Source organism: Sphaerisporangium sp. NPDC004334, assembly GCF_053602655.1.
Genome location: NZ_JBSGDZ010000007.1, coordinates 36,686 through 51,635, shown reverse-complemented (window position 1 = coordinate 51,635; position 14,950 = coordinate 36,686). Strand labels below are relative to the sequence as shown.

8 protein-coding genes are annotated in these 14,950 nt (G+C 70.5%); 5 read left to right on the top strand and 3 right to left on the bottom strand.

Features of this window, described 5'->3' with window-relative positions; all coding sequences use genetic code 11:
- The first annotated feature begins 100 nt into the window (after positions 1 to 100).
- Positions 101 to 1,918: a family 43 glycosylhydrolase gene (locus ACWEN6_RS10370; RefSeq protein WP_452569929.1), complete on the top strand. Its 1,818-nt coding sequence runs from the start codon at positions 101 to 103 to the stop codon at positions 1,916 to 1,918.
- A 70-nt stretch (positions 1,919 to 1,988) separates the two neighbouring features.
- Here ACWEN6_RS10370 and ACWEN6_RS10365 read toward each other — a convergent pair whose 3' ends face one another.
- The gene (locus ACWEN6_RS10365; protein WP_452569928.1) at positions 1,989 to 4,877 is read right to left on the bottom strand and encodes an NEW3 domain-containing protein; all 2,889 of its coding nucleotides are present in this window, start codon (positions 4,875 to 4,877) and stop codon (positions 1,989 to 1,991) included.
- Between the two features lie 815 nt (positions 4,878 to 5,692).
- Here ACWEN6_RS10365 and ACWEN6_RS10360 point away from each other — a divergent pair.
- Positions 5,693 to 8,095, top strand: coding sequence for a ricin-type beta-trefoil lectin domain protein (locus ACWEN6_RS10360; RefSeq protein ID WP_452569927.1), 2,403 nt, complete (start codon positions 5,693 to 5,695; stop codon positions 8,093 to 8,095).
- Positions 8,096 to 8,206: 111 nt separating this feature from the next.
- Here ACWEN6_RS10360 and ACWEN6_RS10355 read toward each other — a convergent pair whose 3' ends face one another.
- A complete protein-coding gene (locus ACWEN6_RS10355) occupies positions 8,207 to 8,989 on the bottom strand; it encodes a FadR/GntR family transcriptional regulator (protein ID WP_452569926.1) in 783 nt (260 codons plus the stop codon).
- A 227-nt stretch (positions 8,990 to 9,216) separates the two neighbouring features.
- Here ACWEN6_RS10355 and trpB point away from each other — a divergent pair, with 227 nt between their 5' ends.
- From trpB to ACWEN6_RS10340, 3 genes are read left to right on the top strand one after another with little or no spacing between them, the layout of a single operon-like run.
- Positions 9,217 to 10,419: a tryptophan synthase subunit beta gene (gene trpB, locus ACWEN6_RS10350; RefSeq protein ID WP_452569925.1), complete on the top strand. Its 1,203-nt coding sequence runs from the start codon at positions 9,217 to 9,219 to the stop codon at positions 10,417 to 10,419.
- Positions 10,416 to 11,234 carry a tryptophan synthase subunit alpha gene (gene trpA / locus ACWEN6_RS10345; protein ID WP_452569924.1) on the top strand — a complete coding sequence of 273 codons (819 nt, stop codon included), beginning with the start codon at positions 10,416 to 10,418 and terminating at the stop codon, positions 11,232 to 11,234. The genes trpB and trpA overlap by 4 nt, the downstream gene beginning before the upstream one ends.
- Complete coding sequence (locus ACWEN6_RS10340; RefSeq protein ID WP_452569923.1) at positions 11,231 to 11,986, top strand: GntR family transcriptional regulator; 756 nt, start codon at positions 11,231 to 11,233, stop codon at positions 11,984 to 11,986. The genes trpA and ACWEN6_RS10340 overlap by 4 nt, the downstream gene beginning before the upstream one ends.
- Positions 11,987 to 12,062: 76 nt before the next feature.
- Here ACWEN6_RS10340 and ACWEN6_RS10335 read toward each other — a convergent pair whose 3' ends face one another.
- On the bottom strand, positions 12,063 to 14,897 hold the full coding sequence (locus tag ACWEN6_RS10335) for a glycosyl hydrolase family 95 catalytic domain-containing protein (RefSeq protein ID WP_452569922.1): 2,835 nt from the start codon (positions 14,895 to 14,897) through the stop codon (positions 12,063 to 12,065).
- Positions 14,898 to 14,950: the final 53 nt, after the last annotated feature.

The window sequence follows — 14,950 nt, the reverse complement described above, 5'->3', positions numbered from 1 at the left end:
GGTCCCGTCTTCGGAGACGTGCGGGGCCCGGCGCCCGCCAGAGGGCCGCTCCCCGGGACGACGGGGCGCAGAGGGAGAATTCACCACCTCAGGAGTGAACGTGAGACCAGCGATTCCACAGCCCGCCAGAGCGGGGTTCAGGCGCGCAGCCGCCTGGCTCGCGGCCCTGCTGTGCATGATGACCTTGCTCCCGGCCGCCGCGGCCCGGGCGGACAACCCCATCGTCCAGACCGTCTACACCGCGGACCCGGCTCCGCTGGAGTACAACGGCCGGCTGTACTTGTACACCGGGCACGACGAGGACGGCTCGACGTACTTCACCATGAAGGACTGGCGGGTGTGGTCGACCACCGACATGGTCAACTGGACCGACCACGGTTCGCCGCTCAGCGTCGCCACCTTCAGCTGGGCGAAGTCGGACGCGTGGGCCGGGCAGACGATTTACCGCAACGGCAAGTTCTACTGGTACGTCCCGACGACCAACCGGTCGACCGGCCGGATGGCGATCGGGGTGGCGGTCTCCGACAGTCCCACCGGGCCGTTCAAGGACGCAATCAGCCGCCCGCTGGTCGAGAACGGTGAGATCGACCCCACGGTGTTCATCGACGACAACGGCCAGGCCTACCTGTACTGGGGCAACCCGCACCTGTCGTATGTGAAGCTGAACACCGACATGATCTCCTACTCGGGCGGCGTGTCGCAGATCCAGCTCACCACCGCCGGGTTCGGCAGCCGCAGCGGGGACGCCAACCGGCCGACCCTGTTCGAAGAGGGGCCGTGGGTCTACAAGCGCGACGGCCTGTACTACATCGTGTTCGCGGCCAAGTGCTGCTCGGAGTTCATCGCCTACTCCACGGCCACCAGCCCGACCGGCCCGTGGACCTACCGGGGAACGATCATGCCGACGCAGGGCGGCAGCTTCACCAACCACCCCGGCGTCATCGACTACAAGGGCAATTCGTACTTCTTCTACCACAACGGCGCGCTGCCGGGAGGCGGCGGTTACACCCGTTCGGTCGCCGTGGAGAAGTTCAGCTACCGATCCGACGGCACCATTCCCACGATCAACATGACCACGACCGGCGCTCCCCAGGTGGGCACGCTCGATCCCTACGTCCGGCAGGAGGCCGAGACGATCGCCTGGGAGTCCGGCGTGGAGACCGAGGCCGCCGGCGAGGGCGGCATGAACGTCGGCTGGATCGAGAACGGCGACTACATCAAGGTCAAGGGCGTCGCGTTCGGCTCCGGCGCCACCTCCTTCAACGCCAGGGTCGCCTCGGGCGCCAGCGGCGGCAAGATCGAGCTGCGCCTGGACGGCACCAGCGGCACGCTGGTGGGGACGTGCACCGTCCCGGGCACCGGCGGCTGGCAGACCTGGACGACCGTCTCCTGCTCGGTCAACGGCGCGACGGGAACCCACGACCTGTACTTCAGGTACACCGGCGGCAGTGGCACCCTGTTCAACGTGAACTGGTGGCAGTTCACCGGCTCCGGCGGCCCGAGCCCCACTCCGACGCCCACTCCCACGCCCACGCCGACCCCGACTCCCACCCCCACGCCCACCCCCACACCCACGCCGACCCCCACGCCCACTCCGACGCCCACGCCCACACCGACCCCCGGCGGCGCCTGCAGCGCGGTCTACCGCACCACCAACTCCTGGTCGGGCGGCTTCCAGGGCGAGGTCACGGTGACGGCCGGCAGCTCGGCGATCAACGGCTGGACCGTCAAGTGGACCCTGGCGAGCGGGCAGAGCATCACCCAGCTCTGGAGCGGCACGCTGAGCACCAGCGGTTCCGCCGTGACGGTGAAGAACGCCTCCTACAACGGCTCACTCGGGGCGTCCGCTTCGACGACGTTCGGCTTCACCGGCGGCGGCAGCCCGTCGACGCCGACCCTCACCTGCACCAGCCCGTGAGGACGGCGGCACCCTGACCGACGACGGTGTGGGTGCGCCGCTGTGCCGGCGCACCCACACCGCGTCGTCCCTACCGGGTCACGCTGAAGTCGCTGAAGCCGAACTGCCCCGTCACGCCGGCGGCGTGCGAGGTCGCGATCAGTCCGGCGTCCTGCGTCTCGGCGATGCCGGGCAGGGTGACGGTCGGCCCCACCTTGGTCCAGTCGGCGCCGTTGGTGGAGTAGTAGCCGCTGACCCCGTCGGCGGCGCGGACGAGACGGACCCAGGCCGGCGCCTTGACCCCCGAGGCTCCGGCGAAGGAGTCGAGGTACCCGTTGCCGTTGGCGTCCCACTGGAAGGCGACCCCGTTGCCGGGGGTGACGACCAGGGCGGCGTATCCGGGCGACGACGCGGCGGCGGTGAGGTCGTTGCGGATCACCACACCCGCCTTTGCCCAGGCGTTGGTGTTATCCATCTGGGTGACCCGCGCGGTCACGGTGGCGGTTCCGGCGACCGCGTCGTCCTGGTAGAGGGCGCCGTACTCGTCGAAGGAGCCGCCGCCGTCCTGCCAGATGTCGGTCCCGGAGGTCAGGATGGCGTACGCGCCCGCGGCCTCGGCGAACCGGCTCGGCACCGAGCCGTGCCCCTTGAGGGAGGTCAGCGGGTTGAGCGCGGTCACCGTCGCCGACCGCTTCAGCTCGTAGTCGGTCTTGCCGGCCCGGAACCTCACCGACACCGCGACCGGCGCGCGGCTGACCGGCGCCGTGAACGACGCGGGCGCCGTGATCTTCCAGGACGCGGTGACCGAGGCTCCGGGAGCGAGCCCGCGCTTCGCCGGCTTGCCGACCGATTCGGCCTGCCAGCCCTCGGGGACGGCGACCGAGGCGCTCAGCTTGTCGGCGCGGCCCTCACTCACGTTCGCCACCGTGGCGGTGAGCGTGGCGGTCTCGCCGGCGCTCACGTTGGCCGGGTCGACCGTGAGGTAGGCGCCGAGCGGCGGCCGCTGCGGGTCCGGGGACCCGCGGTACGGGCCCCTAGGGCCGGCGTTGTAGATCACCCGGCCGGCCTCGATCGGCGGGTTGCCGGCGGAGATGGTGACGTTGTCGCGGGTGAGATTCCCGCGGCTGCCGTTGACGATCCCGGTGATGGCCGGGTTGGTCGTGTAGTTGCCGACGACCGTGAAGTCGCCGGTGTGGTTGCCGTTCTGGTTGTTGGCGTGCGCCCACTGCGCGGCGGTGTTGACGAAGACGTTGTGGCTCGCGCTCAGGTACCGGGAACCCTCGTCGAAGTACAGCCCGAGCTGCCCGCTGTTCTCGCAGAAGTTCTCGTCGATGGTGCTGCGCGGCATCGCCGAGAGCGTGTAGATGCAGCCGGCGTCGAACATCGTCTGGACGACGTTGCGCACGTGGTTGCCCACGACGCGGACGTCGCTCGAGGTCGTCGGCGTGTCGTAGATCGGCTGGAAGTCGTAGAGGCCGCGGTTGAGGTACTCGGGGCTGCCCCCGGGGTCGTTGGCGCCCCAGCCGTAACCGAGCCCGATGCCGGTGTAGGGCATGTCGGAGACGTAGTTGTGCTCGATGGTCAGACGCGAGACATAGCTGGCGAAGATCGCGTCCTGGTCCAGGTACTCGCGGGCGGTCGCATAGACGCGGTTGTCGCTGAGCCGGATGTCGCTGTTGACCATGCGGGGGTCGGACGGGTGGTGGGCGTCGGGCCGTACGCCGCCGACCATGATGCCGCCGCCGGCGCTCGCGGTGAACGTGCTGCCCTCGACCGCGATGTCGTGCGCGCCGAGCCCGATGCCGGAGGCGTGGGCGTTGGCGTCGTTGCCGATGCCGAGCGCGAGCGAGCCGAGGTTCACGAAGGTGGCACCGGTGAACCGGACGCCCTCCGCCGCCGACACCTGCACCGCGGCGGACGACTGCGCCCAGCCGTTGCGCGAGCCCTCGAATCCCTTGCAGCCGAACGCGCAGGAGGTGAAGGCGTCGGCCGGACGGTCGGGCTGGACACCGGAGATGAACACGCCGGTCTGCTGGTTGGCGTACCCGTCGGGCGAACTCGGGTGCAGCCACGTGGTGCCGGTGAAGGTCAGGCCCTCGAACCGCAGGTCGCGTGCCGGCTGGTCGTAGGTGCCGCCCACCTGGAGCAGCGACTCCAGCCGCGGCAGCTCCACGCGCGCCCGCGAGAGATCCTGTCCGGGGAGCGGCTTGTAGTACAGCGTCCCGGCGGTGGTGTCCAGGTACCACTCGCCGGGCTCGTCGAGGAACCTCTTGGAGTTCAGCAGGAAGAACGTCGGCGTGCGGAGCGGCGACTGGATGGTGTCGTAGCCGTAGGTGTTGTTGTCCCACGCGGGCTGCTGCATGACGACCGTGGAACCCGAGATGCTCCGCACCGGCGCGAACCGGTTGGTGAAGGACAGCATCGCCTGAAGTTCGACGCGCTTCTGGTCGGGCAGCGTGGCAAGGTAGGCCAGGGCGGGGTTGTTGACGGTGAAACCGGTCGCGTTGAGCGTGATGTCGCTGCGCGCGATCTTGGTCCGCGCCCGCTGTGCGAGAACGCCGTCGACATAGAGCTGCCGGCTGTCGAATCCGGGGCCGACCTGGGCCTTGTAGACGCCCGTGGCCGCATCGTCGGGTTCCCAGCCGGTGACGGGCTTGGCGCCGCTCAGTACGGGCTTGGCTCCACGCGCGGCCTTCCAGGTCACGGTGTGCCCGGCGCGGCCGGAGTCGACGGCGTCGAACCGCAGCGGCGAGGTCAGCCGGTAGGTGCCGTCGAGGAGTTCGACTGTGACGTCGCGCTTCCCCTCGGCCGCCGCCTCGCGCGCCCGTCTCTGTGCTTCCTCAAGGGTCGCCAACGGCCGGCCGGCACTGCCCGGACCCTTGTCGTCGGCGTTCTCGGCTCCGGCGGGGGCGACCACGATCGTGTGGCCCGCTCTGGCCGCCTCGGCCTGCGCGGCGACCGGAGCGATGAGTGATCCCATCGTGATCAGCAGGGCGGCGGATGCCGCGACCGATGTTCGCCTGTGCGACATGAGCGACGAACGCACGTGTGTTCCCTTCTTTCGGCACGGGGAGAGGGATGGCTGCACGGCGGTCAACGTCGAAATGGGTCACCCGGTGCGACCGCCGGCATACGTCCTGAATGTCCCGTTGATCACCATCCGCGCAGGAACGTAACTCGTATGACGTCCTACGTCAATACCGATGACACACGCGTACGCCTCGGTATCGCAGGCATTGAGGGTGAAACTTACATTTCGGCCGACCGGCAGAGGCGAGGGCGATTCCTCACCGCCGCCGCGACGCGCTCGCGTGACGACCGCCCGCGCGACCGACGGCGCCCCCGAGGGGAACCGCCGACGTTGAGCAGGGCATATGGCGGCGTGGACGCCATATGGGGCCGGCGACGGCGGACGGGTTCCAGGAGGCGCGACGGCGAGGCGGGGGCTTGGAGAGGCCGCACGGCACGCGGAGCCCGATGTGCTAAGTCTGAAACTTGCGTCTTGACGGACCGTCACCTTGGGCCGGTAATTAGTACCTATGTCCCCGAGAGGATCTCTCGGAGCAGGCGCAGGAGGCGTGGGAACGCCGATGGCGCCGAGCGGTTTTTCGACCTCACATGCCATCACATCGAGTCCGCAAGGACACGTACCAGGTTGTTAGCGCTAACACTGTCTCGGAGGCCGCCGGCGCATCCCCCGGCGGCCCGCCCCTCAAGGCCGCGGCCGCCCCTGGTCACGCCGGCCCGGCCGGCGTCTCGTCACACCGATTTCGCCCCTCACCGAAAGGACCCCCCATGAGCCGGCGAAGAGAAAGCACGGTGCGCGTCGCCGTGAGAGCCGCGGTCGCGCTGCTGACCATCGCGATGATGTCCCTGATAGGCGCCTCGGCCGCCCAGGCGGCGGTCGGGATCACGATCAACGGTGGTTCCGGCGGCCGTACCTTCGACGGCGTCGGCGCCATCAGCGGCGGCGGCGGCAACAGCCGCCTGCTCATCGACTATCCCGAGCCGCAGCGAGGCCAGATCCTGGACTATCTGTTCAAGCCCGGGTACGGCGCGGCGATGCAGATCCTGAAGGTCGAGATCGGCGGCGACACCAACTCCACCGACGGCGCGGAGCCGAGCCACCGGCACACCTCCGCCGACCTCGACTGCAACCGCGGGTACGAGTGGTGGCTGATGGAGCAGGCCAAGGCCCGCAACCCCAACATCAAGCTGGTCGGCCTCTCGTGGGGCGCCCCCGGCTGGCTCGGCAACGGCAACTTCTGGTCCCAGGACACCATCAACTACCTGGTCGACTGGCTCGGCTGCGCCAAGAACAGCCACGGGCTGACCATCGACTACCTCGGCGGCTGGAACGAGAAGGGCCGCGACCTCAACTGGTACGTCAACCTCAACAGCGCGCTGGACTCCCGGGGATTCGGCAACGTCAAGATCATCGCCTCGGATGACTGGGGCTTCGACGTGGCCAACGACGCGGCCAACAACACCGCCTTCCGCAACGCCGTCGACGTGTTCGGCGGCCACTACGTGTGCGGCTACCGCGGCGCCCAGCAGAACTGCCCCAGCTCAACCACCGCCATCAACTCCGGCAAGGTCCTGTGGGCCAGCGAGAACGGCTCCGATGACTACAACGACGGCGCCAAGGCGCTGGCTCGGGGCATCAACCGGGACTACATCGACGGGAAGATGACCGCCTACATCAACTGGCCGGTCATCGCCGCGATCCCGCCGAACCTGCCCTTCTCCACGATGGGCGTGGCGGTGGCTCCCCAGCCGTGGTCGGGTTACTACGCGATCGGCAAGAACGCCTGGGTGATGGCGCAGACCACGCAGTTCACCACGCCGGGGTGGAAGTACCTCGACTCCTCCACCGGCTACATCGGCGGCAACCGCAACAACGGCAGCTACGTCTCGCTGAAGTCGGCCAACAACTCCGACTACAGCACGATCATCGAGACCATGGACGCCACCGCCGCCCAGACGCTGAACTTCAACGTCACCGGAGGCCTGTCCACCGGCCAGGTGCACGTGTGGGCGACCAACCTCAACTCCGGCAACGCCTCCGACCACTTCGTCCACACCACCGACCTCACGCCCTCGGGCGGCGCGTTCTCGCTGACCGTGCAGCCCGGATACGTGTACACGATCACCACCACGACCGGCCAGGGCAAGGGCACCGCCACCAGCCCCGCCCGCGGCTCGCTGGCCCTGCCCTACTCCGACACCTTCGACTCCTACGCCACCGGCCGCGAGGCGAAGTACCTGCAGGACATGCAGGGCTCCTTCGAGATCACCGGCTGCGGCGGCGGACGCACCGGGCAGTGCGTGCGCCAGATGGCCCCCCGCCAGCCGATCCTGTGGACCGGCGGTTCCCACCCCTACGCCCTGCTGGGCGACCTCGGCTGGGCCAACTACACCGTCTCCACCGACGTGCTGCTCGAGCAGAGCGGCTACGCCGAGGTGATCGGCAGGGCCGGCGGCCAGCACTCCTTCGGCCCCGAGGGGTTGAACGCCTACTACCTGCGCGTCAGCGACAACGGCGCCTGGCAGATCCTGCGCAACAACATCGACAACCAGATGACCACGCTGCGCAGCGGGACCGTCGCCTCCCTCGGCACCGGCCGCTGGCACACCCTGACGCTCGGCTTCTCGGGCGGCACCATCACCGCCGGCATCGACGGCGCCCAGGTGGGCTCGGTCACCGACGGCACCTGGGGCGCCGGCCAGGTCGGCATCGGCACCAGCACCACCGAGACCGCCCAATTCGACAACCTCACGATCACCCCCGGCCAGGGCGGCGGCACCGGAAACGGCAACCTGCTGCGCGGACAGGCTTCCGGCCGTTGCATCGACGTGCCGAACCAGTCGCAGACCAACGGCACCCAGGTGGCGCTGTGGGACTGCAACGGCGGGGCCAACCAGCAGTGGCCCCTCACCTCCGCCAAGCAGCTCCAGGTGTACGGCACCAAGTGCCTGAGCGCCGAGAACGGCGGGACCTCGGCCGGAACCCGGGCGGTCATCGGTGACTGCAACGGGCAGTCCAGCCAGCAGTGGAACCTCAACGCCGACGGCAGCGTGACCAACGTCCAGTCCGGGCTGTGCCTGGACGCCAACAGCGCCGGCACCGCCAACGGCACCACGGTGATCCTGTGGACCTGCAACGGCGGGACCAACCAGAAGTGGACCCGCACCTGACCTGACACGGGCGGCCCGTCGTGGCGACCACCGGCCACGACGGGCCGACTCAGCTCCCGTGCCGGGGGCTTGCCGATGATCCGCGCCGGCGGGCCCGCGGACGGACCGGAGTCACTGCGGAGCTTGACCGCTGGTGCGGGCGGCCGGGTGGTGACCGTCGGCCGAGGAGAACAGGAGCTGCTGGATCTCCCTGCGGTAGTCCTCCAGCGTGTTGTCGATGTGGGCCGCCGCGGCGCGGGCCGCGGCTTCGGGATCGCCGGCGCGGATGGCCCGGTAGATGGCGCCGTGTTCCTCGACGGCCTTGGCCGCGTGCCCGCCCACGGAGCCGCGCAGCCCGATGATGGCGGACTGGGCCTGGAGCCGGCGGGCCTCCCCCACCGCGATCTGCAGGAACACATTGTGCGAGGAGGTGGCGATGGCGGCGTGGAAGGCATCGTCGCCCTCGTTGAACACATCCACGCGTCCGGTCTCGAACCCGTGGCGGCACACCTCGGCCGCCTCCTCGATGGCCCGCAGCTCCGCCGGGGTGGCGCGGTGGGCGGCCAGCCGGCTGGTCTCCATCTCCTGCGCCCGCCGGAACTCGAACAGCATGTAGACGTGGTCGAGGTCGGTGGGGAGGAACAGCGAAGCCAGCCGCCCGGCGCCGAGCATTCCCTCGTCGTCGGCCACGTACAGGCCGCGGCCCTTCTGGGCGCGTACCCGGCCGAGCGCGGAGAGGATCTTCACCGCCTCGCGGACGACGGTGCGGCTGGTGCCCAGCCGCTGCGCCAGGTCGTTCTCGGTCGGCATGCGGTCGCCCGGGCGCAGGCCCAGCCGGGCGATGAGCTCCAGCACCTGCTCGGCCGCCACCTCGTAGCCCGGCCGGTATCCGCCCTCGCGCGGGGTGTCGGTCACGGCGCTCCTCCCTAGCGATCTCAGCCAATTATGACCGAGTGCCATGCCGCGTCAGGCGGTCCGGACCTCGCCCTTTGATCGCGTACCACCAGGGGTTTCACATCGAGGGCCCATCCGCCCGCCGGGCGTCTTGGGACCGGACATCGGCGGTGGCGCCTCCACGCCTCCCATGCCACACTCATTGTTATAGAACTCAATCAAGAGTTATAGAACGATCGGAGCATGGCATGCGAGAGGTGTCGCCATGGCGCGAACCGGTCCCGCCGGACGGGACGATGGGCGAGCCCCGGACGGGAGGACGGTTCGGCGGGTACGGCGGACGGTACGCGCCGGAGTCCCTGGTCGAGGCGTGCCGCGAGGTGGAAGAGGCGTTCCGGGAGGCATGGGCCGATCCGGGCTTCCGCGGCGCCCTGGCGCGGCTGCTCGCCGTGCACGCCGGGCGGCCCACCCCGCTCACACCGGCCCGCCGGTTGTCGCAGGCGCTGGGCGTGCGGCTGTACCTCAAGCGCGAGGATCTCACCCACACCGGGTCCCATAAGATCAACAATGTGCTCGGCCAGGCCCTGCTGGCCACCCGGATGGGACGGCGCAGGCTGATCGCCGAGACGGGAGCGGGCCAGCACGGGGTGGCCACCGCGACCGCCGCCGCGCTGCTCGGGCTTGAGGCCACGGTTTTCATGGGCGAGCGCGACATCGAGCGGCAGGCGCTGAACGTGTTCCGGATGCGCATGCTGGGCGCCGAGGTGGTCCCGGTGACCACGGGCAGCCGCACCCTCAAGGACGCGACCAGCGAGGCCATGCGGCACTGGGTGGGCGCGACCGGTGACGCGCACTACTGCATCGGCTCGGTCGTCGGGCCGGATCCGTACCCGTGGATGGTCAGGGAGTTCCAGCGGATCATCGGCGACGAGGCCCGGCAACAGTGCGCCGCCGAGCTGCGTACCGGCGTCCCGGACCACGTGGTCGCGTGCGTGGGCGGCGGCTCCAACGCGGCCGGCACGTTCGCCGGATTCGCCGACACCCCGGCGCGCCTGGTCGGCGTCGAGGCGGAGGGCGGCGCCGGGGCGGCCCGCGGCCGGCTCGGCGTCCTGCACGGCTGCCGCTCGCTGTTCCTGCAGGACGACGACGGGCAGATCACCGAACCGCACTCCATCGCCGCCGGGCTCGACTATCCGGGAGTCGGACCGGAGCACGCCCACCTGCGCGACCTGGGCCGGGCCCGCTACGTCACGGTGACCGACGAGGAGGCGGTCGGCGCGGCGGTACGGCTGGCGCGCACCGAAGGCATCGTCCCGGCGCTCGAATCGGCGCACGCCCTCGCCTGGGTGATCCGCGCGGCGGGCGGCGACCTGCCGGCGGGATCGACGGTGCTGATGACGTTGTCCGGCCGGGGCGACAAGGACCTCACGACCCTGAAGGAGCTGCTGTGACCGACCCCACCACCCTGGCCGCGGGCGCGGTCGAACGCCACCTGCGCGCCCGCCGGGACACCGGCCGCGGCCTGCTCATGCCGTACGTCACCGGGGGGATCACGGCCGGTTGGACGGACTACCTGCGGGCGTTCGCCGCCGCCGGCGCCGACGCGATCGAGGTCGGCCTGCCCTTCTCCGACCCCACGCTGGACGGCGTCACCATCCAGCAGGCCAGTGACGCGGCACTGCGCCGGGGGGCGAGCGCGCGCCGGATCCTCGCCGACCTCGCCGAGGCCGGTGACCCGGGCGTGCCGCTGGTCGCCAGCACCTACTACAACCTGGTGCTGCACGACGGCCCCGAGGTGTTCTGCGCTGCGCTGCGCCGGGCCGGCGTCGGCGGCCTGATCGTGCCCGACCTGCCGGTGCACGAGGCGGACGAGCTCACCGACGCGGCCGCCGCCAACGGGATCGAGCCGGTGCTGCTGGCGTCGCCGGCGACGCCGCGGCCGCGGCTGGCCGAGATCGCGCGCCGCAGCCGCGGATTCGTCTACGCGGTGTCGGTGATGGGCACCACCGGTGAGCGGGCCGCCCTCGCCGCCTCGGCGGCGGAGCTCACCGAGCGGATCAGGGACCTCACCGACCGGCCGGTCTTGCTAGGATTCGGCATCTCCACCCCGGACCAGGCACGCGAAGCCCGCCGGCACGCCGACGGCGTGGTGGTCGGCGCCGCGGTCATGCGGCGGGTGCTCGACGGTGCCGGGCCGGACGACCTGCGGGCCTTCATCGCGACCCTGCGGCGAGCCCTCGACCAGGAGTGTGACCGACCACGATGACCCCCGACGCCGGGCACGAGGCGAGATACCGCGCCATCGCCGCCGACCTCGCCGCGAAGATCCGGTCGGGACACTACGCCCCCGGTGAGGCCCTGCCGCCGCAACGGGAGCTGAGCGCCTCCTACGGGGTGACCCTGATGACGCTGCGCCAGGCGTTGCGGGAGCTCAGCGACGAGAGGCTGATCGTGCAGCAGCCCGGCAGAGGCACGTTCGTCGCCCCGCCGCACACGGCCTACCAGCTCGACTCGCTCCGCAGCCTGGTCGACGACCTGCGCAAACAGGGCCATGACGTGCGCACCGCGGTGGCCGGGCGGGCGGTGCGCCGGGCCCCGGCCCGCATCGCCGCGCAGCTGCGGCTGCGTCCCGGCGACACCGCCCTGCGGCTGGAGCGGGTCCGCGAGTTCGCGGGCCGTCCCGCCGTGCACCAGGTGTCCTGGGTCCGGCGGCCGGCGGCCGACCGGATCCGCGACCGCGACTTCACCGCCGTCTCCCTCTACACCGCCCTCGCCGACGCGGGAGTGACGGTCGCCCGGGCGTCGGAGGTGGTGCGGCCCGGTCTGCTCGACGCCGCCGCCGCCCGCCATCTCGACGAGCCGCAGGGCAGCCCGGTGCTCGTCAGCCACCGGATCACCTACACGCTCGACGCCACGCCCGTGGTGTCGGACCATGCCACCATCCTGGGCAGCATGATGGAGATCCGCGCCGAACGCGCCGCCACCGGCCTGTCGCTCACCTGGGGCGCCACCAGCTGAGGCGCTCCGCCGCGACCGGTGGCCGGTCGCGGCGGAGCGCGTGGTGCTGGTCAGAGGTGCGGCGGGCCCGCGACCGTCACAGGTTCGTGATGGTCCACAGGTTGTTGCCGTTGCTGTTCGGCGTCCACATGCCGACGTCGGAACCGGCGCCGGTGTAGCCCATGCCGTCCAGGGCCGTGCCGGTGGCGCGGTTGATGATCTGGTAGCGGCCGCTGCCGGTGTCGTTGAGCCGCCACTGCTGGTTGTTGTTGCCGTTCGACGATGCCTGCTTGGCGATGGCGCCGTTGGAGCCGTTGCCCTGGCTGTCGATGACCAGGCCGTTGGTGCGGTTGACGATGCGGTACCAGCCGCTGCCGAGGTCGACGAGCTGCCACTGCTGGTTGTTGCCGCCGTTCGAGTTCCACTGCTTCAGGTTCGACCCGGAGGCGACGTTGCCGGCGCCGTCCAGCACCAGCCCGGTGGCGCCGTTGGAGACCCGCACGTAGGTGGAGGGCGGCGGCGTCGTCGTGCCGGTGCCCGTCAGCTTGTAGGTGTGCCCGGCCTGGCCGGTGAACCTGACGACGTCGGTCTCGGGCTTGGTCACGGTGACGGCGCCGGCGGTCGCGACGTCGACCACCTGGTAGGTGCCGGTGAAGATGCGGTTGCGCACGTTGACCGTGCCGTCGCGGTCGAACTTGACGAGGATCTCGGTGGCCGCGCCGGAGGCCCACGTCGCGTCCACGGTGTAGCCACCGCGGCCCCGCAGGCCCTGCACCTTCCCGGCCGGCCAGGCGGACGGCAGTGCCGGCAGCACGTTCAGCTCGCCGGTGTGGCTCTGCAGCAGCATCTCGGCGATGCCGGAGGTGGCGCCGAAGTTGCCGTCGATCTGGAACGGCGGGTGCAGGTCGAACATGTTCGGCGCGAGCCGGGCCGTCGTGACCAGGAGGCGGATGAGCGTCTGCGCCCGGTTGCCCTCCTCCATGCGCGCCCAGTAGTTGATCTTCCAGGCGAGCGACCACCCGGTGCCGTCGTCGCCGCGCAGCTCCAGCGTCCGCCGCGCCGCGGTGTACAGCGAGGGGGTGCCGCGCTTGGTGATCTGGTTGCTGGGGTGCAGGCCGTACAGGTGGGAGATGTGCCGGTGGTTCTGCTCGGTCTCCACCCAGTCGTACAGCCACTCCTGGATGTTGCCGCGCGAGCCGACCTTCATCGGCGCGAGCCGGTCACGCGCCGCCAGGACCCGCGTACGGAAGTCGGCGTCGGTGCCGAGCACCTGGCTGGCCTGGGCGCAGCCGTTGAACAGATCGCGCAGGATCTGGTTGTCCATCGTCGGGCCCGCGCACACGCTGACGCCCGAGTGGTGCGGCAGTTCCGGGGAGTTGGAGGGGTTGGTGACCAGGTATCCGAGGCTCGGTTCGCTCACCAGGGTGTCGAGGAAGAACTGCGCGGCGCCCTTCATCGCGGGGTAGTACTGCTGCAGGAACCCGACGTCGCCGGTGAACTGGTAGTGATCCCAGATCATGGTGGACAGCCACGCGCCACCGGTCTGCCACATGCCCCACAGCGCGCCGTCGACGACCGACGAGGCGCGCCACGCGTCGGTGTTGTGGTGGGTCACCCAGCCGCCGGCGTTGTACTGCACCCGGGCGGTGCGGGCGCCGGTGACCGCGAGCTCGCTGATCATCTTGAACACCGGCTCGTAGCACTCCGACAGGTTGGTGGTGTCGGTCGGCCAGTAGTTCATCGGCAGGTTGGCGTTGATGGTGTACTTGGAGTCCCACTGCGGGGTCAGCGAGTCGTTCCAGATGCCCTGCAGGTTGGCCGGCTGCGAGCCGGGGCGCGAGGAGCTGATCAGCAGGTAGCGGCCGTACTGGAACAGCAGCACCGAGAACTGCGGGTCGTTGGTGCTGTTGTGCTGCGCGATGCGCACGTCGGTCGGCTGGTCGGCCGCGGAGGTGCGGCCGAGATCGAGCGTCGTGCGCCCGAACAGCCGCTGGTAGTCGGCCACGTGCCGCGAGCGCAGGTCGTCGTAGGTCCTGGCCACGGCCGCGCTCAGGTAGTTGCGGGCGATGCCCTGGTAGTCGCCGCCGACGTTCTGGTAGTTGACGTAGCTGGAGCCGATGGAGATCAGCAACGTCACGCTGTTGGCGCCGCGCACCTGCAGCGTGCCGCCGGAGCTGGTGACGGTGCCGCCGTCGGCGATCGCCCTGGCCAGCGCCAGGAACCGCACCGAGCCGCTCTTGCCCTCGAAGTCGCCCGAGATGCCGTCAAGGCCCACCGTCGTGCCGTCGGGACTGCTGCGTGTCGTCCGCTGCGGGCTGTCGAACGTCGCGGAGAAGGTGATCGAGCCGGTCCGATCGGCGGTCAGGCGGATGGCGATGACCTGGTCGGGTGCGCTGGCGAACGTCTCACGCCGGTAGTTGATGCCGTTCTGCGAGTACGTCGTCGCCGTGGTGGCCGTGGTCAGGTCCAGCAGCCGGTTGTACCCCGAGACTCCGCTGGAGCCGCCGCTGAAGGTGAGCCGCAGGTTGCCGACGGTCTGGTAGGCCAGCTGGCCCGCCGGGCTGCCCAGCATGTTCTGGTCGATCAGGGTCTGGGCCTGGCTCCACTGGTTCGCGAAGACCGCCTGCCGGATCTGCGACAGCGCCCCCGCGCCGCGCGTGTTGCTCTGGTCGTACGGCCCGCCGGCCCAGACGGTGTCCTCGTTCAGCTGCAACCGTTCGACGTCGACGTTGCCGAACACCATGGCGCCCAGGCGCCCGTTGCCGATCGGCAGCGCGCGCAACCAGTCGGTCCCGGCGCTCTCGTCGTACCACAGTGCCAGATCGTTCGCGGCGGCCACCTGCGCGGGCGCCACTGACGCGGCTCGCGCGGCCGCCGTCCACTGGAACGGCAACAGCGCGGCGCCGGCTCCGGCCGCGCCGAATCGCAGCACTTGCCGACGCGACAAATCAGACATATTGCTTCTCCATCCCGAAGGGGTTGCGG